The organism is Stenotrophomonas sp. BR163 (genome assembly GCF_047520985.2).
In the GTDB taxonomy this organism is placed as follows: Bacteria; Pseudomonadota; Gammaproteobacteria; order Xanthomonadales; family Xanthomonadaceae; genus Stenotrophomonas; species Stenotrophomonas sepilia.
In genome coordinates this window covers 20,119-46,267 of record NZ_JAXBRE020000012.1, presented here as the reverse complement: position 1 = coordinate 46,267, position 26,149 = coordinate 20,119, and the positions used below count along the sequence as shown (strand labels likewise).

At 68.7% G+C, this 26,149-nt stretch carries 18 protein-coding genes; 1 reads left to right on the top strand and 17 read right to left on the bottom strand.

The features are described 5' to 3' along the window. Positions 1–48: 48 nt before the first annotated feature. Positions 49–588, bottom strand: a complete 540-nt coding sequence (locus tag ACM0PY_RS11750) for a fimbrial protein (RefSeq protein WP_005415238.1) — start codon at positions 586–588, stop codon at positions 49–51. A 459-nt stretch (positions 589–1,047) separates the two neighbouring features. On the opposite strand from ACM0PY_RS11750, the gene ACM0PY_RS11745 reads away from it, so the two are divergent. Further along, on the top strand, positions 1,048–1,413 hold the full coding sequence (locus tag ACM0PY_RS11745) for a fimbrial protein (RefSeq protein ID WP_134972086.1): 366 nt from the start codon (positions 1,048–1,050) through the stop codon (positions 1,411–1,413). Positions 1,414–1,423: 10 nt separating this feature from the next. Here the strand turns inward: ACM0PY_RS11745 and pncB are convergent, their stop codons facing one another. The 16 genes from pncB to ACM0PY_RS11665 all read right to left on the bottom strand — a co-directional run bounded on the left by pncB (position 1,424) and on the right by ACM0PY_RS11665 (position 25,821). Then, positions 1,424–2,602, bottom strand: a complete 1,179-nt coding sequence (gene pncB / locus ACM0PY_RS11740; RefSeq protein ID WP_005415236.1) for a nicotinate phosphoribosyltransferase — start codon at positions 2,600–2,602, stop codon at positions 1,424–1,426. 108 nt (positions 2,603–2,710) lie between these two features. Then, entirely contained in the window at positions 2,711–3,550 is an 840-nt protein-coding gene (locus ACM0PY_RS11735) for a glycosyltransferase family 2 protein (RefSeq protein WP_134972087.1), read from the bottom strand. Further along, the gene (locus ACM0PY_RS11730; protein ID WP_065179817.1) at positions 3,547–4,398 is read right to left on the bottom strand and encodes a glycosyltransferase family 2 protein; all 852 of its coding nucleotides are present in this window, start codon (positions 4,396–4,398) and stop codon (positions 3,547–3,549) included. The genes ACM0PY_RS11735 and ACM0PY_RS11730 overlap by 4 nt, the downstream gene beginning before the upstream one ends. Before the next feature lie 682 nt (positions 4,399–5,080). Next, positions 5,081–7,282 (bottom strand): type II secretion system secretin GspD, encoded by a 2,202-nt coding sequence (gspD, locus tag ACM0PY_RS11725; protein WP_180885658.1) that lies wholly within the window; start codon positions 7,280–7,282, stop codon positions 5,081–5,083. A 9-nt stretch (positions 7,283–7,291) separates the two neighbouring features. Further along, positions 7,292–8,080 (bottom strand): type II secretion system protein, XpsN-like, encoded by a 789-nt coding sequence (locus tag ACM0PY_RS11720; protein ID WP_180885660.1) that lies wholly within the window; start codon positions 8,078–8,080, stop codon positions 7,292–7,294. Then, complete coding sequence (gene gspM, locus ACM0PY_RS11715) at positions 8,070–8,783, bottom strand: type II secretion system protein GspM (protein WP_061478433.1); 714 nt, start codon at positions 8,781–8,783, stop codon at positions 8,070–8,072. The genes ACM0PY_RS11720 and gspM overlap by 11 nt, the downstream gene beginning before the upstream one ends. Next, positions 8,758–9,903 (bottom strand): PilN domain-containing protein, encoded by a 1,146-nt coding sequence (locus tag ACM0PY_RS11710; protein WP_065179642.1) that lies wholly within the window; start codon positions 9,901–9,903, stop codon positions 8,758–8,760. The genes gspM and ACM0PY_RS11710 overlap by 26 nt, the downstream gene beginning before the upstream one ends. Then, positions 9,900–10,763 carry a type II secretion system minor pseudopilin gene (locus ACM0PY_RS11705; protein ID WP_065179641.1) on the bottom strand — a complete coding sequence of 288 codons (864 nt, stop codon included), beginning with the start codon at positions 10,761–10,763 and terminating at the stop codon, positions 9,900–9,902. Before ACM0PY_RS11705 ends, ACM0PY_RS11710 begins: the two co-directional genes overlap by 4 nt. After that, the gene (locus ACM0PY_RS11700; RefSeq protein WP_111200815.1) at positions 10,760–11,392 is read right to left on the bottom strand and encodes a type II secretion system protein J; all 633 of its coding nucleotides are present in this window, start codon (positions 11,390–11,392) and stop codon (positions 10,760–10,762) included. The genes ACM0PY_RS11705 and ACM0PY_RS11700 overlap by 4 nt, the downstream gene beginning before the upstream one ends. Then, entirely contained in the window at positions 11,389–11,808 is a 420-nt protein-coding gene (gene xpsI / locus ACM0PY_RS11695) for a type II secretion system protein XpsI (RefSeq protein ID WP_111200814.1), read from the bottom strand. Before xpsI ends, ACM0PY_RS11700 begins: the two co-directional genes overlap by 4 nt. Continuing rightward, positions 11,805–12,299, bottom strand: coding sequence for a type II secretion system protein XpsH (xpsH, locus tag ACM0PY_RS11690; RefSeq protein ID WP_049417201.1), 495 nt, complete (start codon positions 12,297–12,299; stop codon positions 11,805–11,807). The genes xpsI and xpsH overlap by 4 nt, the downstream gene beginning before the upstream one ends. Positions 12,300–12,305: 6 nt before the next feature. Continuing rightward, complete coding sequence (gene gspG, locus ACM0PY_RS11685; protein WP_005415225.1) at positions 12,306–12,749, bottom strand: type II secretion system major pseudopilin GspG; 444 nt, start codon at positions 12,747–12,749, stop codon at positions 12,306–12,308. Positions 12,750–12,798: 49 nt separating this feature from the next. Next, a complete protein-coding gene (gene xpsF / locus ACM0PY_RS11680) occupies positions 12,799–14,019 on the bottom strand; it encodes a type II secretion system protein XpsF (protein WP_069139470.1) in 1,221 nt (406 codons plus the stop codon). 24 nt (positions 14,020–14,043) lie between these two features. Beyond that, entirely contained in the window at positions 14,044–15,765 is a 1,722-nt protein-coding gene (gspE, locus tag ACM0PY_RS11675; RefSeq protein ID WP_414609387.1) for a type II secretion system ATPase GspE, read from the bottom strand. Positions 15,766–15,901: 136 nt separating this feature from the next. Then, entirely contained in the window at positions 15,902–17,755 is a 1,854-nt protein-coding gene (locus ACM0PY_RS11670) for a S8 family peptidase (RefSeq protein ID WP_072168891.1), read from the bottom strand. Positions 17,756–17,913: 158 nt separating this feature from the next. Then, entirely contained in the window at positions 17,914–25,821 is a 7,908-nt protein-coding gene (locus ACM0PY_RS11665; RefSeq protein ID WP_180885664.1) for an ESPR-type extended signal peptide-containing protein, read from the bottom strand. Between the last annotated feature and the right edge of the window lie 328 nt (positions 25,822–26,149).

The window sequence follows — 26,149 nt, the reverse complement described above, 5'->3', positions numbered from 1 at the left end:
CGGAGCACTGGCCGGCGCGTACGCCGGCCAATGCGGGTACAGCTACGATCAGTTGTAGATGATCGTGTACTTGACGCTGCTGGTGACGTCGCCCGGGGTGGCGGCGGCAGTGGCGTAGTACTCAGCGTAGTAGTTCAGGTCGGCCGAGCCGTCGGTGCCGACGGTGACCCACTGCGAGTTGGTCTGGGCCAGGCCAGCGCCGGCAGCCTTGATCGGCAGGAACTGGTTGTTCGAGCCCAGCAGCTGCAGCTGCACGTTGGTGGCAGCGTTGGCCGAGGCCTGGTTGACCAGGCGGCCGCTGTTGAAGTCGACGGTCGAACCCGGCTCGAAGTAGGTGGCGACGTTGCCGGCGCTGCACTTGGTCAGGTTGATGGCGAACGGGGTACGGCCCGCAACGGCACCGGCGGTAGCCAGGGTGTTCTTCGACACGGTCGGCAGGGTCACGGCGAAGTCCTTGCCGCCCGGGGTCGAGATGGTGCAGGTCTTGTCGGTCACCTTGCCATTGAAGGTGATGGTGCCGTCGGCGGCGTTGGCGGCCAGCGGAGCGGCGGCCAGCATCAGAGCGGCAATGAGGTTGATCTTGTGCATTCGCTTTTACCTAACCCTACTGAAGAGATGAGAAGTAGAGGAGGAAGCAAGGAGCACTGCCGGGCTAACAAGACCCATCCTTGCGTCTCACCTGTGGCCGGACTCGGACATACCTTCCCCTGAATCCGTGACGCAAGTATATGCACAACTGTGATGAAAGTCTCATTATTTTTCTGAACGCCAATTCATTGACGCCCTAAATGTGACGTGATAGGTGGAATCAGCGCCTGGGACGCGTGGAAGATTTGACGACGGGGCCGCCAGGTCGCGGCCGACCGTGGATGACGCGTCGAGAGGCGCGTTCGGCAGGCGCGGAAACAGGCATTTTTCAGGCGGAAATCACCTTATTTGATGCGCATCACTCTTTCTTGGTGATGGCCCTAGCAGATTCGGATTTGTCCTATTAAAGGCGGATAGAACCTGTCGCTAACTAGGACACACCGAACCAGAGAACGTGTCATGAGGAATTCCATTCTGCTGTGTGTGGCCCTGATGTCCGTCAGTGCGCTGGCCCAGGCCAGCAGCGGCAGCATCCGTTTCAGCGGCCGCATCGCCGAGCCGGGCTGCACGACGAACCTGTCCCAGGGTGAGCTGAGCCTGGCGGCCTGCCCGCCGTCGGCCAAGGGCTCGACGGTGGAAGTGACGGCACTGGGCGATGGCCAGGCCGCGACGCTGCGCGATGGCAAGCGCCAGGGCCAGAAGCTGTCGGTGTCGGCCAGCGCGATGCGCGCCGGCGATATCGCCTTCTCCGAGCGTTACAGCGTGCAGGCTTCGAAGCAGCAGCCGCTGCAGGGCGCCTACCTGGTGGTGGTCGACTACCTGTAAGCCGACGTATTTACGCCGGCGGCAGCTCGAAGACCTGGCGCAGGTAGGCCAGGTAACCCGGGTCGTCGCACATGCTCTTGCCCGGCGAATCGCTGAGCTTGGCCACCGGCTGGCCGTTGCAGCGGACCATCTTGATGACGATGTTGAGCGGTGTCGGGCCCAGGTCATTGGTCAGGTGGGTGCCGACACCGAACGCGACCTGGCAGCGACCGCGGAAGTAGTCGTACAGGCGCATGACCTTGGCGATGTCGAGCCCATCGCTGAACACCAGCACCTTGCTGCGCGGATCGACCCGGCGCTGCTGGAAGTGCGCCAGCATGCGGTCACCCCAGTCGAACGGATCGCCTGAGTCATGGCGCACACCGTCGAACAGCTTGCAGAAATACATGTCGAAGTCGCGCAGGAACGCATCCAGGCCGACCACATCGGACAACGCGATGCCGAGGTCGCCGCGGTACTCGCGCGCCCAGGATTCCAGTGCCGCCACCTGCGAATCACGCAGGCGCGGGCCGAGCGCCTGGAACGCCTGCAGATACTCGTGGGCCATGGTGCCGTGCGGGGTCATGCCGTACAGGCGCGCGAAGTGGACGTTGCTGGTGCCGACCAGCTGCGGGCCGAGCGCGTCGCGCAGCAGCGGCAGCAGCCGCGCGTGCCAGTCACGCGAGTAGCGGCGACGGCTGCCATAGTCGGCGATGCGGCATTGTTCGAAGCCGGGGGTATCGCGCAGCAGCGCGGCCTTGGCCTGCAGGCGGCGCTCGCCTTCGGCGAAGTCGGCCGTGGTGGTGTTGCGGAACCAGACTTCGTTGATGATCGCCAGCAGCGGCACTTCAAACAGGATGGTGTGCAGCCACGGGCCGGTAATGTCCAGTTCGATCTCGCCGGGCACGGCCGTCGACGCGCGCAGCTGGATGTACTTGCGGTCGAGGTGGAACAGGCCGAGGAAATCGGCGAAATCCGGCTTCACGAAGCGCAGGCCACGCATGTAGTCCAGCTCCGCGTCGCTGAAGCGCAGGCTGCACAGGTGGTCGATTTCTTCGTCGATCTGGTCGATGTAGCGGGCCAGGTCAATGCCGGGCGTACGGCACTTGAACCGGTACTGCACCTGGGCGCCGGGGTGCTGGTGCAGCACCGCCTGCATCATGGTGAACTTGTACAGGTCGGTGTCGAGCAGGGACTGGATGATAGGCATGGAGCGGATTATGCGCCCGGCAGGGTGAACCGGGGTGCCTGCGGCCACGCTCGGCTCACGGGGAACAGCATTGGTAGATCCACGCCATGCGTGGATGCTCCTGCGGCGCTACAGCGACCTGCGCAGCAGCCTCGGCACCAGCATCAGCGCATGCGCCCAGATCGCGGCCCACACCGCAACGCGTACCGGCAGCGTGCGCTGCCTGGCCTCGAACTTCTGGAAGTAACGCCACAGCCCCCTGTGCTTGTGCCATTCCACGAAGAATGGCCGCGAGCGGCTGGAGACGCCGCGCACATGGGTAACCTGCAGGTCGTTGGCGATCGCCACCACCGCGCCGGCCTCGCGTGCGCGGCGGCACAGATCCAGGTCTTCGGCATGCAGGCGGTAACCCGCATCCCAGCCACCGATGCGCTCGAACAGGGCACGCGGCATCATCAGCAGCGCACCGGACAACGCCGGCACGGGCTGCACGGCCTGGTGTGGATCGCGCGGAACCGCCAGCTTCGAGCCCTTGCCCGGCGAGCGCAGCATCAGCAGGAAATCCGGATCGCGACGGCGCACCGCTTCATCGGCGTGGCCGTGCTCGTCCACCTGCTCCACGCCCAGCAGGCAATCGCCCAGCACCTCGCCACGGCTGCGCAGTTCGGTCAGGGTGTCCGGCTCAATCATCAGGTCCGGGTTGATGAAGGCCAGCCACGGGCTGTGCGAGTCGGCCACGCCCTGGTTGTTGGCGGCGGCAAAGCCGGGATTGTCCGGATTGCCGACGAAGCGCACGCGCGGGTCATGGCTGGCATGCCGCTGCACGATGTCCAGCGTGCCATCCAGCGAACCATTGTCGATCACCCGGATCTCGGCGATGTCCTGCGCCTGGCGCAGGCGCGACAGGCAGGCATCGATGGTGCTGCCACTCTGGTAGGTGACGACGATGGCGGCAATGGTTGCATTCAAACGGGAGGCTCCGGCGCGGGCGGGACAAACAGGTCGCCCTGTTCCTTCGGCATTATCGCCTGCCGCATGCGCTGCTGCAGGTCGGCACGCAGACCGTGCAGTGGATCGTGCATCAGGAAATCGGCCAGCCGCGGCACCCAGGCCGGCCAGCGTGCCGCCAGGGCCTCCAGGTCGCCATCGCGGCTGACCGCCTCCCCTGCCCGGCTGACGAACGCGGTCTCGCACAACACATTGCGCCACCCCAGGCCCGCCATGCGCAGGCTGAGATCGATCAGCGCGGCATTCCAGCCGGCATAGCTGTCCACGTCCAGGCCACCGGCACGGCGGCGCGCGTTGCCACGTACCAGCACCGCGTGGGTGACCGCCGATGGCAACTCCGGGTGCAGCGTCGGCAATGTAGCGCAGGTATGCGCCAGCAAGGCCGGGTCATGGGGTTCGGGATTGATCTCGCCCAGCCGTGGCCACGCCGCGGTCTCGCCGGCATTGCACCAGGGGGTCGCGGTGGCGATGGCGGCATCGCGGGCGAAGGCATCCTGCAACTGCTGCAACCAACCGGGCGACGGCACGCTGTCCGGCGCCAGCACGGCCACGTCCAGGCCATCGCAGGCGCGCAGCATCTCATCCAGATGGGCAACCTCGCCCAGTGGCCGCGCGCGCCGGGTGTACTCGGCCTGCAGCGGCGTATGCGCCAACCAGTGCTCGACCACGGCCTGCGCACGCGGCCCTGCCTGCGCGTCATCGGCCAGCCAGACCGCGGTGCCCGGCGCGGTGCCGGCATCCAGTGCGGCCAGGCAGCGGTCCAGCGCGGCATCGTCCACGCACAGCGGCAACAACACGATCGCCCCCATCCCGCCTCCGTGGTTGTCGGTGGTCACAGCGTAGCACCGGGAGGGTATCGGCCGGGTTGCACCCGGCACCTGCAGAGACCGGAGCCGAAGCAAGAGCCAGAGCGGGTTCCTGGGGAATGGTGGGGTGGGTCCGGTTGCGGGGGACGCCGTAAATACGTCCCTGTAGGCTCGGTCGCGCCATCCATGGCGCTCACGCCCCCGCAACCGGACCCACCCCACCTTCGACAGATTTCTGCGATCTGTCGGGCCTTGCTTTCTGTAGAGCCGAGCCATGCTCGGCTCAGATCTCACAGATGTAGAAATATTCGATTTCGATGAAGAGTCATCCACGCATGGCGTGGATCTACCGTATCGACCAAGGTCGACACCTACCAACAGCCGCGGAAATCTGTCAGAGGTGGGTCGGCGTGGGGTGGCAGGACCGTTGGCGCCATGGATGGCGCCATCGAGCCCCCAAGGGTGAGGGCGCTTTGCTTGCGAAGCACTGCTTCGCAAGCGCCCGAACGCCCGGCCTCTCGCGGCTGGGCCGGGCCGCGGAGCGGGGTTTACGGCGTGTCCTGCCACCCCACGCCGACGCGCCCCCCTCAGTAAACCCGCTGTTGCTTTGGCTTTGGCTTTGGCTTTGGCTGTTGCCGTTGCTCCGGCCTCGGCGGGTGCCGGGCGCAGCCCGGCCGTAAACCCCCTACTTCTTCGCGCGCGGCTGGTTCAGCGGCTCCATCGCGCGGAAGCGCTTGCTGTACTCATCGGTCAGGTTGCGCGATTCCTGGTTGTTGCGGACGATGGTCGGGGTCAGCAGCACGATCACCTCCGAACGACGGCTGGTGCGGGTCTTCTGCCCGAACAACGCACCGACCACCGGGATCCTGCTCAGGCCCGGAATGCCGCTGCTGCCATCGGTGGCCGAGTCGGTGATCAGGCCCGCCAGCATGATGGTGTCGCCGCTCTGTACCGCCGCTTCGGTGGACAGCTTCTTGGTCGAGATGCGCGGATTGCAGTTGCGCTCGTTCGGGTTGCAGGCGTCCGGCACGTCGGAGGCGCTGCTGACCTCCTGCACGATATCCAGGAACACCGTGCCATCGCGGGTCACGCGCGGGCGCACCTTGAGGATCACGCCCGTGTCGATGTACTGCACCGAGCTGTAGGTGCTGGTGCCCACGCCGGTATTCACCGTGGTGGTGTTGATCGGCACCTTGTCGCCAACGTTGAGCGTGGCCTCGGCGTTGTTGCGCACGAACACCGACGGTGTCTGCAGCAGGCGCAGGTCGGTGACCTTGTCCAGCGCGCTGACCACGGCGGCCGCGTTGTGGCCGGTGAATGCCCAGCCCACGCCGTCGTTGCCGGTGACACCGCCGGCGAAGGTATTCCACGAACCGCCCGCTGCCGGCGGCAGGGTCAGGCCTGCCAGTGCGCCGGTCAGCGCGCGACCAGCCACAGCGTTGTCGAAGAACCAGTTCACGCCGTACTTCAGGTCACCGGTCAGCGCGACTTCGGCCACCTGTGCCTCGATGTGCACCTGCAGCGGCATCACGTCCAGCTTCTCGATCACCTCGCGGATCGAGCGCCAGGCCTGCGGGGTCGAGCGCACCAGCAGGGTGTTGGTCTCCTCCACCGCCGACACGCCGACGCGGTCGCCCTCCACTTCCAGGCTGACGCTGACGTTGCCGGGCTGGCGCTGCGGCAGGTTCAGGCTGCCGTTGCTGCTGCCACTGCCACTGCTCCCGCCCACCGTCGAGCCGAGGGTGCTGCTGTTGTTGTCCATGCCACGATCGCCGTCACCGCCCAGCTGCGACGGGATGGCGCCTGGCGCGAGCGAGGCCGGGCTGGAGGCGCCGCGGTTGCCACTGCTGGCGAAGGCCTCGCTGAGGCGCTCGGCCAGGTCGCGTGCCTTGATGTAGCGCAGCTCGTAGGAGAACAGGCGGGCGCTGCCACCTGCGGTGTCGATGCGATCCAGCCACTGCTGGATCTGGTCCAGGTAACGTACCTGCGGCGTGATCACCAGCACGGCGTTGGCGTTCTCCAGCGGCAGGAAACGGAACATGCCAGCACTGGGCGTCTTGCTCTCTTCGCCGAATACCTTTTCCAGGTCGGCCGCGACCTGCTCAGCCTTGCCCGACTGGATCGGGAACACGCCCACCGACATGCCCGACAACCAGTCGACGTCGAAGATCTCGACGGTGCGCAGGTAGTTTTCCAGTTCTGCGCGCGTACCACCGAGGGTGATCACGTTGCGGCCGCTGTCCACATTGACGATGGCGTTGGGACGCGCATACGGCTCCAGCACCTTCTTCATCTCGGTGGCGGAGATGAACTGCAGCGGGACCACGCGGACCTCGAAGCCGCGTGCGCTGGCCGCCGGCGCGGTGCTCGGCGCGACCGTGCCGGCCAGCGCCTGGTCGGCGGCGACGATGTTGTAGCGGCCGCCGCTGTAGACCATGCGCGCGTTGTTCCAGCCCAGCACCATCTCCAGCAGGTTCAGCGCCTGCGCCGGCGAGACCGGCTTGGGCGTGGCCAGGGTCACCGTGCCCTGCACGCCCGGTGCAATCACGTAGTTCTGGCCAAGCATGTCGCCAAGGATGGCCTTGACCACCGCATGCAGCGATTCGCCTTCGAAGTTGAAGGTGGCCTCGCCGGTGCTGGCGCCATGCAGCGCCGGGGCCGGTGCGCGCGCGGCCTCACGGTTGATCATGGTGCCGGTGCCGCGACGGATCACCGCCTGCGGTGCGCCCTGGCTTTCGCGGGCGGCATCAGCGGCGACGTCGGCCGCTTGGCCGGCAGCGGCGCTGGGCGACAGGTTGCCGTTGCGCTGCACGTGCGGCGCGGACACCGTACTGCAGCCGACCAGCAGCGCGAGGGCAAAGGACCAGGGAAGAAAACGCAGGTTCATGCATTCACTCTATCGGTTGGTGCCATCGCCCGGGGGCGGCGACGGTTGTTGCTGCTGTTGCTGCAGCTGGCGGCGGCGGGCCTGGATGCGTTCGCGGATGGCCTGCATCTGCGCTTCGCTGGGACCGTTGTTGTTGGCCGGTGGTGTTTTGGCAGCTGACGCCGCAGGTGTGGGGGCATTGCCGGCGGGCGGCGTCGGTGGGGTGGCCGCGACCGGGGACGGCGCCGGCGGAGCACCCGCCGAAGGCGGCACAACGATCGCACCTGCAGGCGGTACACCGTTGGCACCGCGCAGCACCGTCGGCGGCTCACCGCCCTGGCCGTTGAACACGGCCAGTTCCAGGACCTGGTTGCCACCGGGGCCGATCACCGTCGCCTGACGCGGCTGCAGCGCGACCAGCTGCCAGCCATCCACGGCTTCGCCGTTGAGACGCAGGCGCAGCGAGCGGTTCTGTTCGGTGGTGAAGGTGGCCATGCCGAAATCGCCGGTCAGCAGCACGCCGGTCAGGCGCAACGCGGCACTGGCCGCCGGTTCGCTGCCCCCCAGCAGATAGGGCCGCGGCCTGCGGTCTTCGGCGAACAGCGGGCGCTCTCCGATCGCGCTGTAGCTGTCGGCGCTGGCCATGCGCTCTGCAGCCAGCGGCGGCAGCGATGGCAGCGATGGCGCGGCGTCGGCATCACCGTCCGCGCCCGGCAGCTGGCTGCCCAGCCCGAAGACGGTTGCCAGCCAGACCATCGCCGCCCAGCCGGCCAGTGCCAGCAGGAAGCCGGTACGCAGGCTGATCTGCTCAAGCTTCATCGGCCACCTCCTGCCCTTCGGACGGGGGCGCCGGCTGGGGCGCAGGCGTGGCCTCGGCCGGCGAAGCAGCCGGCGTCGGCGCTGCAGCGGGCGCCGGAACCGTGCCATCGGCGGCGGCGCCTGGCAGCAGATAGCCGGCCAGCTCGAAGGACACATCCAGGCCCAGCCCCGATTCGTTCGGCGATTGCTGGAAGCGCTGCGCGATCAGGTTGAGGTTGTCGACGAACAGGCGGGGGCTGCCGGTTTCGAGGCTGTGCAGCACGGTGGCCAGTTCGGCCACGCCGCAGCGCAGGCGCACCTGCATGGCGACGCGCACGAACTCGGCATCGCGCCGGTTGTCGGTCAGCGGCGTGCGGTTGCTGATGGTGCAGCTGCGGTTGCCCGGGCTGGCCATCGCTACCGCATCCTGCAGCCGGGCGCCCAATGCAGCGGCGGCAGCTTCGGCGGTGGCTTCGCGCAGGAAGCCTGGCCGCTGCTGCAGTGCCTCGCGGGTAGCGCGAAGGCGCTGTTCGATCTGCGGCTGCTGCTGCAGCTGCGCCTGCACGCGCGACTCGCGTTCGCGCAGGGCGGCGACATCGGCATCGATCGCACGCAGCGGCTGGGTGAACCAGGGGTGCACCAGCAGCAGATAGGCCAGGCCCAGCACTGCCAACAGCAGTGCCAGCGCCAACCAGCGATCACGGCGTGCGCTTGGCATCGGCATCGGCCGCCTCCGGGGTCGGTGCTGCGGCCGGCAACGGCTGCAGTTCGGCGGTCATGGTGAAGCGGTCGCGGCCACTGGCCGCGCCATCGGCCTGCAACACCCCGGTCAGGTTGACCTTGCGCCACTGCGGTGCATCCTGCAGCAGCTGCACCAGCTGCGATGCCTCGCGGCTCAGGCCGATCAGCTGCAGGTTGTTGTTCTCGATCGCCAGCTTTTCCAGGTAGGTGCCTTCCGGCAGGCGCCGGGTCAGTTCGTTCCAGATCTCCACGGTACCGGCGCGCTGGCTGCGCTGCTTCTCAAGGAATGCAGCACCATCGATCAGCGCCTGCAGCTGCGCGCGTTCGCTGGCCACGCCACGCGCGCTGCGCGCGCTGCGCTCGACCTGCGCCCGCAGTTCGTCGGCGGCGGCCTGGCGGTTGTCCAGCAACTGCACCGCGGCCAGTACCAGCATCACGACGGATGCCGCTGCCAGCAGCAGGTTCCAGCGCCGCATCGGGTCTGGCCGCAATTGGCGCTGCGCGGGCGGCAGCAGGTTCACCTGCAACACGTTGCCCTGCGCATCGATGGCATCGACGCCGGCCAGCGCATCGGCCCATTGGCCCACCCGCGTGCGCCATGCTTCCAGCTGCCGCAGTGGCCACGCTACCAGTTCGACCTGCAACTGCCCTTCGCCGCCCGCGCCGAGTTCACGCACGTCATAGCTGACCTGGGACGCTTCGAACGGGGTCTGCCGGTCGATCTCGAAACCGACCACGGCACGCAGGCGGTCGGCCGCCGCGGCGGGCAGGCGCAGCGTGCGCCGCAGCACATCCGCCGCGGGCAGCAGCCACACCCGGGGCAGGCTGCGCAGGCGCGGCTCGAGTACCCGGTCCAGTTCCACCGGCGACAGCGGCCACGGCAGGCGCGCCACCACTTCGCGGCGTTCACCGGCCTCACGCCAGACCTGCAGCTGGTCGCTCTCAGGCTGCAGCAACAGGCGGGCCTGGCCCCAGCCCAACGCCCATTGCCAGCGCACCGGTACCCAGGCCAGCAGCGACTGCCGCCACCAGCGCAGGAAACGGCCAGCGCCCGGGCCGATCCGGCCCTGCACCTGCCGCAGACTGTCCTGCCACGCCGTCATCTTGCTGTCATTCCCTGCTCCCAGCGAAGCACTGTGTAGGTCCGCCCGGGAACCCCGCCCGAGCCACTGCGTATCACTGCCTGCAACACCGACCTGCGTCCACTGCTGTCGATGGCAGCGGACTCGATACTATAGGTGCCGCTGCTGCTGGCAAGCGTTGTCGTACCACCAGCGGAATCTGCATCACGCTCCTGCTGGGCGCGCTGCGCCAGCACGGTATCCGCATCCAGGCCCAGTGCGGTCAGCACCGGTGCGCCGGCGAACTGGGGATCCGGCCGCGCCTGGCGGCTGTACAGGGTCAGGTGCGGCAACATCGCCCGGTACAGCGTGCCGCGCATGCCCAGCACGCGCTGCAGCTCGCCCAGGGTCTCGAACCGCTTGTTGCGTGGGCCATAGGGCAACCCGGCTGCGGCGTAGTCCTGCGCTTCGGCACCACCGCCCGGCTGCAGCAGGCTGTCCTCGTCACGCCAGTCGATGATGGCCCCGGCCAGCTGCCGGGCCTGTGCATCGTCTTCACCCAGTGCCTTGAGGAAGGCGGCCAGCAGCGCGGCATCGGCCAGGTTCAGGTTGATCTTGCCGTTCTCGTCCAGCACCTTGATCTCGATGCTGGCGTCGTCGAACTGCCAGCGATAGGTCCGGCCATCGGCACGCCAGGGCGCGCGCTGCGGATCTGCCGACAGGCGCAGCAGTGCATATTCGAGGCCGGCGCGCGCACGTTCCTGCCCGCGTGCATCGTCATCCAGCACGCGCTGCTGCAGGTGTTCGACCCGTGCGCTCAGCGCGAATGCGCCGACCAGCGCGGTCATCAACGCGATCAGCCACAGCACCAGCACCAGTGCCGCCCCCCCCTGACGCCTCATCGCGCGCCTCCGCTGCCACCGGCGCGCAGCGCCACCACCAGCGGCGGCCACGGCGCACCCCGGGCCGGCGCGATCTGGATCTCCACCAGCATCGGCAGGCGGCGGGTGTCGTCCCAGCGAGGCATCCAGTCAGTCACCTGCCCGGTGCTGGCATCGATACCCCGATAGCGCAGCTGCACCGACTTCAGGTTTTCCACCAGCACCTCGGGCGGGCGCGGCGGGTTCTCGGCGATGCGCTCGCCTTCCTGCAGCAGCACCAGCTCCAGCAGCAGGCGCTGTTGGCCAGCGCGTCCGTCGACCTGCAGCGCATGCAGGTAGGGTCCGCCACGGCCGAGGTAGCCGGGCAGGTCGGCGGCGAACAGCATGCGCTGCTCTTCGCCCTGGAAGAAGACCGGCTCGCGGGTGGGATCCGGAACTTCCAGCGGCGTGCGCAGCGCAGCCGCCAGCTGCCTGCGCAGCAACGATTCCACCGCGCGCATGCGTTCGCTTTCGGCGGCGATCTGCTCGCCGCGCTGGCTGACCGCCATCGCCGAGCGCACGCTGGCAAAGGCCAACGCCAGGCCGCCGGCCAGCAGCACGGTGGCCAGCATCACTTCGACCAGGGTGAACCCTGCGGCGCGGCGCCTCACCGGGCATTCTCCAGGTCGGGCGGCAACAGGCGCAGGCTGCGCCAGCGCAGCTGCTCGCGTTCGCTGTCGCCCCAGCGCACCTGCAACTGCAGCTCCGCCAGCCATGCAGTACCCGGTGACGTCGCCTGCCCGGCAGTACCGGCGCGGGGCTCCACCCACGGCTGAACCTGCAGTTCCCAGTGATAGCGCCCCTGTTCCCAGTCACCCTGTTGGCTGCCCACCTGCAGCGGCGTGTCGACACCGGCTTCGGCCAGCAACGACTGGGCGTGCAGCACCGCGCGCGTGCGCAACTCGGCATCGCGCACCTGTTTTGCGCCGCCGGACAGGCTGCCCAGCAGCAGGGTCAACGCCAGGCCCAGCAGGGCGAAGGCGATGATCACTTCCAGCAGGGTGAAGCCACGCGCGCGCCGCTTCATTGCGCCCGCCAGGGGCCGGAGCGGACCTCGCCGGTGAGCCAGCCGACGTCGACGCGCCATTCGGCGCCGTCGCGCTGCAACCGGATGCGGCCACCGCTGGAGCCACCATCGGGATGAAATTCGATCACACCCTGCCCCGGCGCGGTGGCCAGCTGTGCGGCACCTTCGAACTGCACCTGCAGCTGTGCGGGCACCTCACCGTGGCGCTGGTTGGCGCCCTCCCAGCGCCGCCGCGCCGGCTCGATGACGAAGCGCTGCGGTTCACCGCGGGCGATCGCCTGCGCGCGCACCATGCGCAGCTGGCTGGCGATGTCCTTGCCTGCGCTGCGCAGCTGCATGCCGGCGAAGCCGCGCGACAGGCCAGCGGCGGTGATCAGGCCGATCGCCGCGATCAGTGCGATCACCAGCAGCATTTCCAGCAGCGACAGTCCCGCCGCGCGCCTGCCGTGCAGGCGCGGGTGGGGCAACCGGCGCGGCAGGAAATACGTCATGCGCGGTTACGGCTGGTAGCGGATGTCAGCGTCGACGCTGCTGCCGCCGGCCTTGCCATCCTTGCCCAGGCTGACCAGCTCATAGGGCTGGCCTTCGCCCGGTGCGCGGTATTCCAGGGCGTGGCCCCACGGGTCGTTCAGGTCGGCCGGCTTGGCGTACGGGCCGAGCCAGCCGCCAACACCGGCCGGTGCGGTCACCAGGTCATTGAGCGAGCCGGGCAGCTTGCCGGTGTCGATCTGGTAGTTGTCGATCTTGGACGCCACGGTCTGCACCTGCGCCTTGGCGATGTTGGCCTTGCCACGGTCGGCACCGCCCAGCACGCGGCTGGCGACCAGGGTCAGCACCGCGCCGATCAGCACGATGACGATGATGATTTCCAGCAGGCTCATGCCCGACTGGTTGCGCGCGGCAGTGAAGGAAAGGCGGATCGGTCGGCGACGGGCAATCATGGACGGTCCTTTCAGTTGCGGAGTGTCGGGGTTGCAGGGAGTGCCATCGTCAACCGATGGCATTGGTCAGGTCGTACAGCGGCACCAGCACGGCCACGATCACCGCGCCCACCACCGAGGCCAGCACCAGGGTGATCGCCGGCACCATCGCCGCCAGCAGGCGGTCGATGCGCCGGGCACTATCCTGTTCGAAGGTGTCGGCCGCCTTCAGCAGCATGGTATCGAGGGCGCCGGATTCCTCGCCGACCTGGATCATCTGCAGGGCCAGGCGCGGGAAGCGCTTGCCGCGCGACAGTGCCAGCGACAGGCCGGCGCCGTTCTTCACTTCATCGGCGGCCGTTTCCACGTCGGCGGCCAGCGCGCGGTTGCCCAGTACGTTGCGGGCGATGCCCAGTGCGCCCAGCAGGGGCACGCCGTTGCGCAGCAGGGTGCCCAGCGTGCGCGCCAGGCGCGCGGTTTCCAGTTCACCGACGAGACGGCCGATGCCACGGCGCTGCAGCAGCCAGCCATCCAGCGCCAGCCGGAACGCGGGTTGCCGCGCCTTGCGCTCGAAGAACAGCGCCAGCAGCGCCGGCACCACCAGCAGCAGCACCCACCAGTCGCGCACGAACAGGCCCAGCTGCAGCACCGCATTGGTGAACCACGGCAGCGCCACGTCCAGGCTCTCGTACATCTGCGCGAACTGCGGCACCACATAGCCAAGCAGGAACAGCAGCGCGCCGCCCACCACCACCAACAGGATGGCCGGGTAGACCAGTGCGTTGATGACCTTGCCCTGCAGCGCGCGGCTGCGCTCGAGGTAGTCGGCCAGGCGTTGCAGGGTTTCATGCAGGCTGCCACCGGCTTCGCCGGCGCGTACCATGTTCACGTACAGCCGCGAGAACAGCCCATGCTGGCGTTCCAGCGCGGTGGACAGCGGTGCACCGCCGCGCACCACGTCGCGGATGTCGGTGATCGCGCGGCGCGATCGTTCGTCCTCGGGCAACCCCAGCAGGATCGACAGCGCGCGGTCCAGCGGCTGGCCGGCACCGAGCAGGGTCGCCAGCTGCTGGGTGAACTGCAGCAATGCAGCGCCCTGCAACGGGCGCTGCTGCAGCAGGTTGCGCCAGCTGCTGCCGCCGATCGCGCCGGCGTCGGCCAGCTGCGTCTCCATCGGCAGGTGGCCCTGGTCCTGCAGGCGCGCGATCAGCTCGGCCTCGCTGGCCGCTTCCATCTGCCCGTCGAAGACCTCACCGTGCGGATTGAGCGCCTTGTAGCGGTAGTTCGGCATGTCAGCCCCGGCGTCCTGCACGCATCAGCTTTCCTCGGTCACGCGCAGCACTTCCTCGATGGTGGTCTGTCCGCTCAACGCCTTGGACAAGCCATCCTCGTACATGGTGCGCATGCCGGCTTCGCGGGCGATGCGCTCGATCTCGCCCATGCCATCGCGACGCATCACCGCACGCCGCAGCGCATCGTTCATCACCAGGAATTCCATGATGGTGGTACGCCCCAGGTAGCCGGTCGGCGCCAGCGCCGAGGGCTTCGGGCGGTAAAGGTGGATCGGTCCCTCCGGCTGCAGGCGGCGCAGCTCGAAGCGTTCGATCTCCTCTGGCGAGGCTGCGTAGCGTTCGGCATGGGTCGGCTCCAGCCGGCGCACCAGGCGCTGGGCGAGGATGCCGTTGATGGTCGAGGTGAGCAGGTAATCCTCCACGCCCATGTCGAGCAGGCGGGTGATGCCACCGGCCGCATTGTTGGTGTGCAGGGTGGACAGCACCAGGTGGCCGGTCAATGCCGACTGGATGGCGATGCGCGCGGTTTCCAGGTCGCGCATTTCACCAATCATGATGATGTCCGGATCCTGGCGGACGATGCTGCGCAGCGCGTTGGCGAAATCCAGGCCGATCTGCGGCTTGGCCTGGATCTGGTTGATGCCCTCGATCTGGTATTCGACCGGATCTTCCACCGTGATGATCTTGACGTCGGCGGTGTTGAGCTGGCTCAGCGCGGTGTACAGCGTGGTGGTCTTGCCCGAGCCGGTCGGGCCGGTCACCAGCAGGATGCCGTGCGGCTGCTCCAGTATCTTGCGGAACTGCGGCAGGAAGGCGTCGGTGAAGCCGAGCCGGTGGAAATCGAAGACCACCGTTTCACGGTCCAGCAGGCGCATCACCACGCTTTCGCCATGCGCGGTGGGCACGGTACTCACGCGCAGGTCCAGCTCCTTGCCCTGCACGCGCAGCATGATGCGGCCGTCCTGCGGCAGGCGGCGCTCGGCGATGTTGAGCCGGGCCATGATCTTGATGCGGCTGATCACCGCGGCGGTGAGGTTGGCCGGCGGGCTTTCGCCCTCCACCAGCACGCCATCGACCCGGTAGCGGACCTTCAACCGGCTCTCGAAAGGTTCGACATGGATATCCGAAGCGCGCAGTTCCACCGCACGCTGGATCACCAGGTTGACCAGACGGATCACCGGCGCTTCCGAAGCGAGGTCGCGCAGGTGCTCGATATCGTCGACCGCGCCGCCCTCGCCATCGGCGGTTTCCACGATCGCGCCCATCGCGCTGCGGCCCTGGCCGAACCAGCGCTCGACCAGGTCATCGATCTCCGCGCGCATGCCCAGCACTGGTGTCACCGGAACCCCCAGCGCCAACTGCACGGCCTGCTGCGGATAGGCATCGTGGGCATCGGCCAGCCACAGACGCACCCCGTGTTCATTCAGCTCCAGCGGGCACACATGGAACTGTTTCAGGAAACGCAGCGACAGCGGCAGTCCCTCGGCCAGCGCCTGCGGCGGGGCTTCCGGCACCTGCTTGCCCTCCAGCAGCGGCAGGCCCAGCACCTCGGCGCTGGCCTGTGCCTGGTCGCGTTCAGACACCAGGCCCAGGCGCACCAGCAGGCCCAGCAGGCTGCCGCCGGCCTCGGCGTGCAGCGGCCGCGCGCGCGCCAGGTCTCCTTCCTTGAGCCGGCCGCGTGCCAGCAGCGCATCCAGGATGCGGCCTTCGGCATCGTCGGTAACGGTTGCAGTGAGCGCGTTCACGTGACTCTCCTGTCAATCGGACCGACTTTAGCAGTTAAGCCATGATTTCCGCCGCCATGCGGCCAGCTTTCGTAAAAAGACGAAGCCCGTCACACAGGATGACGGGCCTCGGCCGTTCAACTACGACACGTCAGGCTTACTGCGTGGCGAGGATGCTCACGCCGTTGTAGGCCGCTTCGCCCACCACCTTGATGTAGTAGGTGCCTGCCACCGGCTTGTTCACCCGTACCGTTTCGGACGTGCCGGGACGGGTCGACTTGCCATCGTTGTCGCTGGCGCTCGGCTCGCGTCCCTGGGCGATGTAGACCGACACGTTGCCGGTGCCACCGTAGGTGATCACGCTGAGCTGCTTGCCAGCGGCTGCCTCGAAGCTGTACAGGCGGCTGCTGCCGGCCGTACCGTTCAGGCCCCCCACGGCGGCCTTGTTGGTCAGCGGCGTCGCCACCGGCCCGCAGTTCTCGGTGCACGGCTCTTCCAGTGCCTTGGCCAGCGCCGCCTTGGCATCGACGATGCCGGTGCCGATAGGGGTGGCGGTCGGGATGCTGACCGGGAACGGGCGCGCGGTTTCCTTCAGCAGCGCGCGCATCGCGGCGGGGGCCAGCGGATCCTTGCCCTTGGCGATCAGCGCGCTCTGCACCAGTGCAGCGACGGCAGCCACGTGCGGCGAGGCCATCGACGTGCCACCCATGCCCATGTAGCTGTAGCTGCCTGACTCCGGCGTGGTGGCCGCATCGGAACCGGACTGCCAGACGTAGCCGCCCGGATTGCCATCGACGCTGCCGCCCCCCCCCGGACCGGACAGGTCCACGCGGGTGCCGTAGTTGGAGTAGTAGGTGATGCCGCCGGTGATGCGGGTGGCGCCGACGGTCACCACGCCGTCGCAACTGGCCGGACGGTACTTGGATGCGTTGTCGGTCTCGTTGCCGGCCGCCACGACCACGGTGGTGCCACGCGAGATCGCGCCATTGATCGCATCCTGGTAGGTTCCGTCACAGCTGCCGCTTCCACCCAGGCTCATGTTGATGATCTCGGCCGGGTTGGCATTGGCGGGCACGCCCGCCACGGTGCCGCCGGAGGCCCAAGTGATGGCGTCGGCGATATCGGAAAGGTAGCCACCGCACTTGCCGAGCACGCGGACCGGCAGCACCTTGGCCTTGTGCGCGACACCGGCCATGCCGACGCCGTTGTTGGTCTGCTCGGCCACGGTGCCGGCCACATGGGTACCGTGCCAGGAGCTGTCCTCCGCGACGGAGCCGGTGTAGCACTCGTTGTCGTTCTCGACCCAGTCGCCATAGTCCTGCGCGCCCGGCACGCGATCGTTGGTGGCACGGCGCGACGTCTCGGCATCGCTGATGAAGTCGTAGCCTTCCAGCAGGTTGCCGACCAGGTCCGGGTGCTGCGGCAGGATGCCGGTGTCGAGCACGGCTACCACCACGCCCTCGCCCTGCGATACATCCCACGCCGACGGTGCGTTGATGCCACCGGTGGCGTTGTGCAGGTGCCACTGGTACTGCTGGTAGTACGGATCGTTCGGCGCCAGCGCCGGCTGCACGTCACCGGCGCGCAGCTCGGTGCGGCGCAGCTTCACGTCGGCTTCGGCGTACTGCACGGCCGGGTCGGCCTTCAGTTCCTTCAGCACGCGCTGCAGTTCCGCAGGCGCCAGGCGCCCCTGCAGGCGGATCAGGTCGGCACCGACGCCGAGCCTGCGCACGACCTGCGGGCCCAGCGTGCTGGCGCGGGCGGTGCCACCGGACAGGCTGGCGCGGGTCAGCGCGGACTGCACGGTGGACAGCTTGGCCGAACGGTCGCCCGCCGCAGCGGTGCCGGCACGATACTTGACGATGATGCGCTCGGCGCCCGGCTCGGCGGTGCTGGCCTGGCGCACCGGTTCACGGGTCGGCAACCCGGCGGCGTGGACGGCACCCACCGCGGTCATCGACAGCACGGCGGCGGCAAGCACATTGATGCGAAGGTTCTGCTTCTTGATCACGTCGAAATTCCTCTTCTGGGTCATGGATCGAACCAACACTGCGGCCATCATTCCTTGACGACTCCCGGCCGGCCCAGCCGGGATTGCCGTGACCTCCCCCCAGGCCCTCGTTGCAGGTGATGCGCCGGCGTGGGTGGCCGCCGGCGCAGTGGTTTGGCTTACCAGCCGAAGCCAGCACCGACGCCAACCGAGCTGTCGTCGCTGCTGAAGGCACCGCCGAAGGTGACCGTGGCGCGATCGCTGATCGCACGCTGGTAGCCCAGCGACAACGCCGACTCGCCGCCCTGGAAACCGATGCCGACGCCGACCCGGTTCTGGGTGCGGATACCGGCGGCACTGGTGGCCATGTTGAGCATCGCCGCGCTCATGGCGCCCTGGCGGTCGATGCGGCGATCCATGTGGCGCAGGCGCCCGTCGATCTCGCCCTTGAACACATCGAAGCTGTCGGCGACGGCCTGCACGCGGCTGTCGGTGTAGCTGTTGGCAGTGGCCATGCCACGGTCCAGCTGGCCCTTGTTGACGGCGTCGGTGGCGGTGGTGCCGGCGGCGACGTTGGTGACCTGGCGTTCGTTGCCTTCGCTACCGACCGACACGGCGTTGGCACGATCGGCAACCGAGCCCTGGCCCAAAGCCACCGCGTTGGCAGCCGTGGCACTGGCACCCTGGCCGATGGCGGTGGACGAGGCGCCACTGGCCACTGCGCCCTCACCCATGGCGACGGCATTGAAGCCCGTGGCCGGGGTGCCAACCGGAATCCCGGCACCGGCGGCGGCGGCCGTCGGCGTGCCCTGCACGCGTGCGGTGCTGGCCGGTGCCGCGTCGGCGGTGGCCGGTGCGTCGGCGACGCTGGCCAGTGCGCTTTCATCCAGCGAGGCACTCATCGAACGCAGGCTTGCCGTTCCCGAACGCGTGCCTCCGGCGGTGCGGCGATCGATCTCGCTGACCTTGCGGTCCAGCGCACCGAGCGCATCGCCGACGTTGCTGTAGGTGGCGCCCTGGATCACGTAGTTCGGCGCCACGAACACGCCCTGCATGCCGACGCTGGCGCCACCGCCGAGGAAGCTGGCGGCATCACTGAGCGACTGGAACAACTGCCCGCCATTGATCGCCTGGCGGCTGCCGGCGGCGATGCTGCCGGCACCGACGTTGTCGATGGTGGTGCCCTGGAAGCCGGACAGGGTCAGGCGATCACGGCTGGCGTCGTCATAGCCGACCGCACTGGCCGCCGTAGTCTCGACCGTGGCGATGCGCGAGTCGAAATCACCGACGCGGGTTTCCACTGCGCCCACGCGCTGGTTGGTGACGTTGAGCTGCGAACCGGTGACCGCATCGGTGCTGCCGGCAGCGATGCGGCCGTCGGCCACATTGACGATGCGCCGCGTGGCCGGGCCATCGGTGCCATTGCCGCCGCCGACCGAGACCACGTTGGCATCGAGCGCACGCGAACCCGCCCCCAGAGCCACCGAGTTCGCACCGGACGCGCCGGCGCTGTTGCCCAGTGCAAGCGCACCATTGCCAATGGCCATCGCGTTGGCACCCAGCGCATTGCTGCGTGCACCACTGGCACTGGCGGCCGAACCGACCGCAGCGGCATCGCTGCCGCTGGCACTGGCGGTACCCGCACCAGTGGCCTTGACGTAGCGTGCGGTGCCATCGGCGGTCGCCGCGACCGCATCGAGCTGGCCACGATTGACTGCATCGGTGCGCTCGGTACCGGCGGCGACACGGGTGATCTGACGATCACTGGTGCCGCTGCCCACTGACACGGTATTGGCACGATCAGCCACCGAGCCGGCACCCAGTGCGATGCTGCCGGCTGCCGACGCATTGGCGCTGACACCCACTGCGGTGGCATTCGCGCCGGTGGCCTTGCTGCCGTAGCCGACCGCCGTACCAAGCCGGCCACTGGCTTCGGCATAGCTGCCCAGCGCGGAGGCACCGTCAGCCGAGGCGTTGGCGCGGAAGCCGCTGGCCTGCGACTGCGTGCCGCTGGCCGTGGCCTGCGCACCACTGGCGGTGCTGTAGGCACCCTTGGCCTGGGCACCGGTGCCGCTGGCGCTGGCACCGAGTTCGCTGGCGCTGGCGCCGCTGCCCACCGCCACGCTGTCCACACCACTGGCCTGTGCGTTGTTGCCCAGAGCCGCGGCGTTGTTGCCGGTGGCCAGGGCATCGACGCCGATGGCGGTGGCGTTGACGGCCATGGCGTTGGCTCCGCTGCCCAGCGCGGTGGCGCCGTTGCCGACGGCGTTGGCCGCGTTGCCGGCGGCCAGTGCGTTGTCGCCGTCGACCAGGGCACCGGCTTCGCCATCGGCGTTGCCGCTGGCCTGGAACTGCCGGGCAGTCCTGTCGGCAACGCTGGCAACCGCGTCCAGCTGGCCCTTGTTCACCGCGTCGGTGGCCTCGGTGCCGGCTGCGACATGGGTCACCTGGCGCTCACCGCCCGCGGTGCCCACGGCCACGGTATTGTCGCGCTCGGCCTTGGAGCCGGCGCCCAGCGCCACGCTGTTCAACCCACTGGCGGTGGCACTGGCGCCCAGTGCCGTGGCATCTGCCGCATCCGCCCACGAGTTCCAGCCGATCGCGGTGGCGTAATCTTCGGTCGCCCAGGCGCCGGCACCGAAGGCCGCCGCGCCGGTGCCGCTGGCGCGCGACGGGATCAGGCCGAAGAAGGTGCTGCCACCGATGGCCACGCTCTCAGCGCCACTGGCTTCGCTGGACTGGCCGACCGCAACGGCACCGCTACCGGCCGCGGCGGCGCCGAAGCCCACTGCCGTGGTGTTGGCACCGCTGGCCGCCGAGCCGTAGCCCAACGCGGTCCCGAGGCGACCGCTGGCTTCAGCATAGCCACCGACCGCGGTGGTGCCATCGGCGGAGGCGGCACTGCGGAAGCCACTGGCCAGTGCCTGCGTGCCGCTGGCGTTGGATTCGGTGCCGGTCGCGGTGCTGTACGCACCACTGGCCTGTGCACGCGTACCCGCGGCGCTGGCACCCAGCTCGCTGGCGCTGGCGCCGGTACCGAGCGCAAGGCTGTCTTCGCCGGTGGCCTGTGCGGTACTGCCCAGTGCTGCGGCGTTGTTGCCGGTGGCCAGCGCATCGATGCCGACCGCCGTGGCGTTGGCCGCCAGTGCATTGGCGCCGCTGCCGAGTGCGGTGGCACCGTTGCCGATGGCGTTGGCCGCATCACCGGCCGCCAGCGCGTTGTCGCCCTCGACCAGGGCGCCGGTTTCACCATCGGCGTTGCCACTGGCCTGGAACTGCCTGCTGGTCTTTTCCGCTGCTGCGGCTACGGCGTCGAGCTGGTTCTTGTTGACCGCATCAGTGCCCTGCGTGCCAGCGGCCACGTTGGTGATCTGGCGGGTATTGCCACCACCGCCCACCGACACGGTGTTGTCGCGGTCCGCGATCGAATCGGCGCCCAGCGCCACGCTGTTGGCCGCGCGCGATTCGGCGGCGTTGCCCAGTGCGGTGCTGTTGATGCCACCGGACCAGGCGCCACCACCGACGGCGGTGGAGTAGTTGCCCGATGCTTCGGTGGCCAGCACGCCGAACAGCGAGCCGCCGACGGCGACGCTGTTGGTGCCGGTGGCCAGGCTGCCCTGGCCGGTGGCGGTGCTGTAGGCACCCGACGCCTCGGAGTCGCCGCCCAGCGCCACGCTGTTGGAACCGGAGGCATTGGCGAAGTTGCCGAAGGCGGTGGCATTGAACGCCGAGGCCTGCGCATAGCCACCGATGGCGGTGCTGTAGCCACCGGTCGCTTCTGCGCCGATGCCGAACGCTGCCGACGCGGTGCCGCTGGCGACGCTCTCGCTGCCGACCGCGGTGGAGCCGCTGCCACTGGCGTTGCTGAAGTAGCCCACCGCCACGGCTTCCTCGCCGGAGGCTTCGGACAACACACCGTTGGCGGTACTGCCGGCACCACTGGCGATGCTGGCGGCACCGAACGCTGCGCTCTGCTCGCCGCTGGCTTCGCTTTCCGCACCCTGCGCGGTGGCGTACTCACCGGTCGCCTGTGCGTTGGCACCGACGGCGCTGGCGTTGGCGGCGCTGGCCAGCGCGTTGAAACCGATCGCCTGCGCGTTGTTGGCCAGCGCGTTGGCACCACTGCCGAGCGCAGTGGCGCCGTTGCCGATGGCGTTGGCCGCATCACCGGCAGCCAGCGCGTTGTCACCCTCCACCAGCGCACCGGCTACGTCGTCGCCGCTGCCACTGGCCTGGAAGAAGCGGCTGGTGGTGGTGGCGGTACTCGCGACCGCATCCAGCTGTGCCTTGTTCACCGCGTCCGTGGCTTGGGTACCGGCAGCGACGTTGGTGATCTGCCGCTCGTTGCCGCTGCTGCCCACCGACACCGTGCGTGCACGGCTGGCAACGGAACCGGCACCGAGCGCGACAGCATTGCTGGCGCTAGCGTTGCTGCCGGCGCCCAACGCAATCGCGCTTTCACCACCGGCCACCGTGTTGGTGCCGATGGCAATGCTGTTGAGGCTGTTGCCCAGCGCCTGGAAGCCCAGCGCCACGCTGTTGTCGCCATAGCCGAAGGCACCACGGCCGACCGCGGTGGAGCTGGCACCATTGGCCCAGCTGTTGTAGCCGATGGAGGTTGCGCCACTGCCGCTGGCCCACGCCGCGTTGCCGAATGCCGAGGCATTGGTGGCGGTGGCCCACGCACCCGAACCGAACGCTGCTGCGCCACTGGCCGTCGCCCAGCTGTAACCACCGACAGCGGTGCTGTCATCGCTGCTGGCGAAGGCGCTGTCACCGACCGCGACCGCATAGCTGCCGGTGGCGCGCGACTTGCCGCCTGCCGCGAAGCTGTTGTCGCCACTGGCCTTGGCGGCATTGCCGAACGCGCTGCTGGCAGCCCCGGTGGCCTGTGCACCGCTGCCGACCGCCGTGGCATCGGCGGCCGCCGTGGTGCCCACCTGCTGCGCCTTGCCGTCGGCGCCGATGATCGGCTGGTTGTACTCATCGTAGGCCTGCCCGAGGCCACCGATGGCAACACCGCCGTTGCCGGTGGCGCTGCTGTTGCGACCCACCGCCACGCTGTCATCACCGATCGCCGACGCGGCAGCGCCATGTGCAACCGCGCCGGCGCCAATCGCATTGCTCGACGAACCGGCCGCGACCGCGCCTTCGCCCTCGGCGAACGCACCGGCATCACTGCCCGCTTCGGGCTGTGCCTGGAAGAAGCGCGCGGTGCCGTCGGCGGTGCTTGCCACAGCGTCCAGCTGCGCCTTGTTCACTGCATCCGTCGCCTGCGTACCCGCGGCCACGCTGACGATCTGGCGTTCATTGCCATTGGTGCCCACGGCCACCGTATTGGCCCGATTGGAGCCCGAATAGGCGCCCAGCGCGACACTGTTTTCGGCGCCAGCGGTGGCGTAGTAACCGATGGCCGTGCTGTCCTTGCCGATGGCCCAGGTCTGCGCGCCCAGTGCACTGGCGTTGTCGCCTGCGGCATAAGCGAAGTAACCCAGCGCGGTGGATTCCGCGCCCACTGCTTCGGTGAAGCTGCCGTTGGCCAACGAGCGGTCACCACTGGCGACCGCACCGCCGCCTACCGCGGTGGAGGACACACCGCTGGCCCGCGTCTGCACATACAGTCCCATGCCCGGCACGATGTCGGCCGGGCCACCGATGGCAACGCTGCCAGCGCCGGTGGCGCTGCTCTGCGTTCCCAGGGCGGTGGCGTTGCTGCCACTGGCGGTGGCCGCCGCGCCGAAGGCCGCGCTGCCCTGCCCCGAGGCCAGCGCGTTGCTGCCGACGGCAGTGGCGCTCTGCGCGATGGCGACGGCGCCCGCACCCAGTGCACTGGTGCCATTGCCGATCGCATTGGCCGCCTCGCCAGCGGCCAGCGCATCTTCACCTTCGGCCAGCGCACCGGCATCGCTGTTGCTGCTGCCGGTGGCCTGGAAGTGCTTGGCGGTGGCATCAGCCACGGCAGCGACGCCCTTCAACTGGGCCAGATTGACCGCATCGGTGGCTTCACTGCCCGCGGCAACGCTGGTGATCTGCCGCTCGTTGCCTGCGCTGCCCACGGCCACGCTGTTGGCGCGCACCGCTTCGGAGTTCGCGCCCAGTGCAACGCTGTTGGCACCGCGAGCGGTGGCGTAATAACCGACGGCGGTACTCTGCGCGCCGCTGGCCCAGGTCTGCGCACCGAGCGCGCTGGCATTCTCACCCGGGGCATAGGCGAAGTAGCCCACGGCGGTGGATTCCGCACCGGACGCTTCGGTCAGGCTGCCGTTGGCCACCGCACGATCACCGCTGGCAATGGCACCGGCGCCGACGGCCGTCGCCGCTTCGCCGCTGGCCTGGGTCTGCACGAAGAAGCCCAGGCCCGGAATCAGGTCGGCCGGGCCACCGATGGCGACGCTGCTGGTACCGGTGGCGGTGCTCTGCGTACCCAGTGCGGTGGAGTAGTCACCGATGGCATTGGCGACCGCACCGAATGCGGACGACTGCGCACCGGCGGCATACGCGCCAACGCCGTAGGACGACGCCGCAAATCCACTGGCTTCGGCACTGGCACCGACTGCAGTGCCACCGACGCCTGCGCTGGTGGCGCCGGTTTCCACCGGCACGCCGCCACTGGTGATCAGCGGATTGCCATCAGCATCAACGGCGGCACCGCCGACGGCGACGCTGCCCGGGCCGTTCGCCTGTGCGTTGTTGCCGAACGCGGCGCTGTTCTGGCCTGACGCCAGCGCGTTGTTGCCGATGGCGGTGGCGTTCTGCGCAACGGCCGTGGCACCGGCACCCACGGCGGTGGTGCCATTGCCGATGGCGTTGGCCGCCTCGCCGGCCGCCAGTGCCTCGTCACCTTCGGCCAGCGCGCCCGCATCGCTGTTGCGGCTGCCCGTGGCCTGGAAGTGCTTGGCGGTGGCATCGGCCACGGCGGCCACGTCCTTCAACTGGCCGACATTGACCGCGTCGGTATCTTCAGTACCCGCCGCGACGCTGGTGATCTGCCGGGTCAGGCCATATTCGGCGGCGCCGACCGACACGGTGTCGACACGGTCGGCCAGCGAGCCGGCGCCAAGCGCCACGCTGCCGGTGGCAACCGCCGCCGAGTTGGACCCCAGCGCGGCGCTGTACTCACCCACGGCGGTGCTGAACGCACCCACCGCGATCGATGCTTCGTTGGCGGCGGTGGCGCCGCGGCCCAGTGCGGTACTGCCCAGGCCCATCGCCACGGCACCGCCACCCACGGCAGTGGCGCCATCGGCAGTGGCTTCGGACAACGCGCCCAAGGCGGTGGCCGCGCCATTCTCGCTTGCCGCATAGGCACTGGCGCCGACGGCGGTGTCACCAAGACCGAACGCGGCAGCACTCTGCCCGACCACCACGCTGGCGTCACCGATTGCCAATGCGCCCTGGCCGAACGCGCTGGCGCCCAGGCCGGCGGCAATCGCCTGGGTACCGATGGCGGTGGTGGCATTGGCCAACGACTGCGCACCGGCGCCCGCTGCAACCGCGCCCTGCCCGTCGATCTTCGCCGCGTCGCTGTCATCACCTGCGCCATCGGCCTTGAAATAGCGGTTTCCATCTGCGGCGACGTCCGCCAGCGCGGCCTGCGTGGCGCGCGCCTGCGCATCCAGCTGTGACTTGTTCACCGCATCGGTGGCCTGGGTGCCTGCAGCCACGTTGGTGATCTGCCGTTCCTTGCCGGCATCGCCAACGGACACCGTGTTGGCGCGGGTGGCCCTGGAGCCTGCGCCCAGCGCCACGCTGTTGGCGGCAGTGGCGCTGCTGTTGCTGCCGATCGCCACCGCGTTGCTGCCCTTGGCACTGGCGGAGCCTTCCACCAGGCATTTTTCCAGCAGCTTGCCGCTGAATGCCACGCAGGTGGCGCTGCCGCCGATCTGCACCGACTGTGCAATGGCGGAACCGCTCAGGCCCAATCCCAGTACCAGGCCCAGTGCCACCGCCAACAGCGCGGGCGTGGCCGGTGTCGTATCGCGGCGCTGGTCGACAACACCACCGCTGCTGTCGGAGGAGGCCAGTTCCGAGGCCACCACCAACTGACCCAATGCTTTGTTCCAGACCTTGCGATAAATCCGATTCATCGGTACGGCTCCTGATTGGACTGGTTTTGGGCAAAGCAACGCCACCGCCGGGCCTTCTGGCCCAACGTCCCCTGGGGGCGTTTTTTCGCGTGATTTACTGCGGGGTATTGCCGAACGGCGCGCAGCGACAGAAAACCGAGCGCGTACGCCGAGCGGTTACTGCGGAATGAATGGTTCTGAAACGGGGTTCAAGTGTTAACGGCAACTTTGCAGATCGTCAAGACTTTGACACGACAAATGCTATTGCCGTGAAGCAGTTCACCATTTCGCGTGTTTATAAAAGTATTTTGTTAGGTACACGTGACGGACCGCTGGCGCATGAAAACCG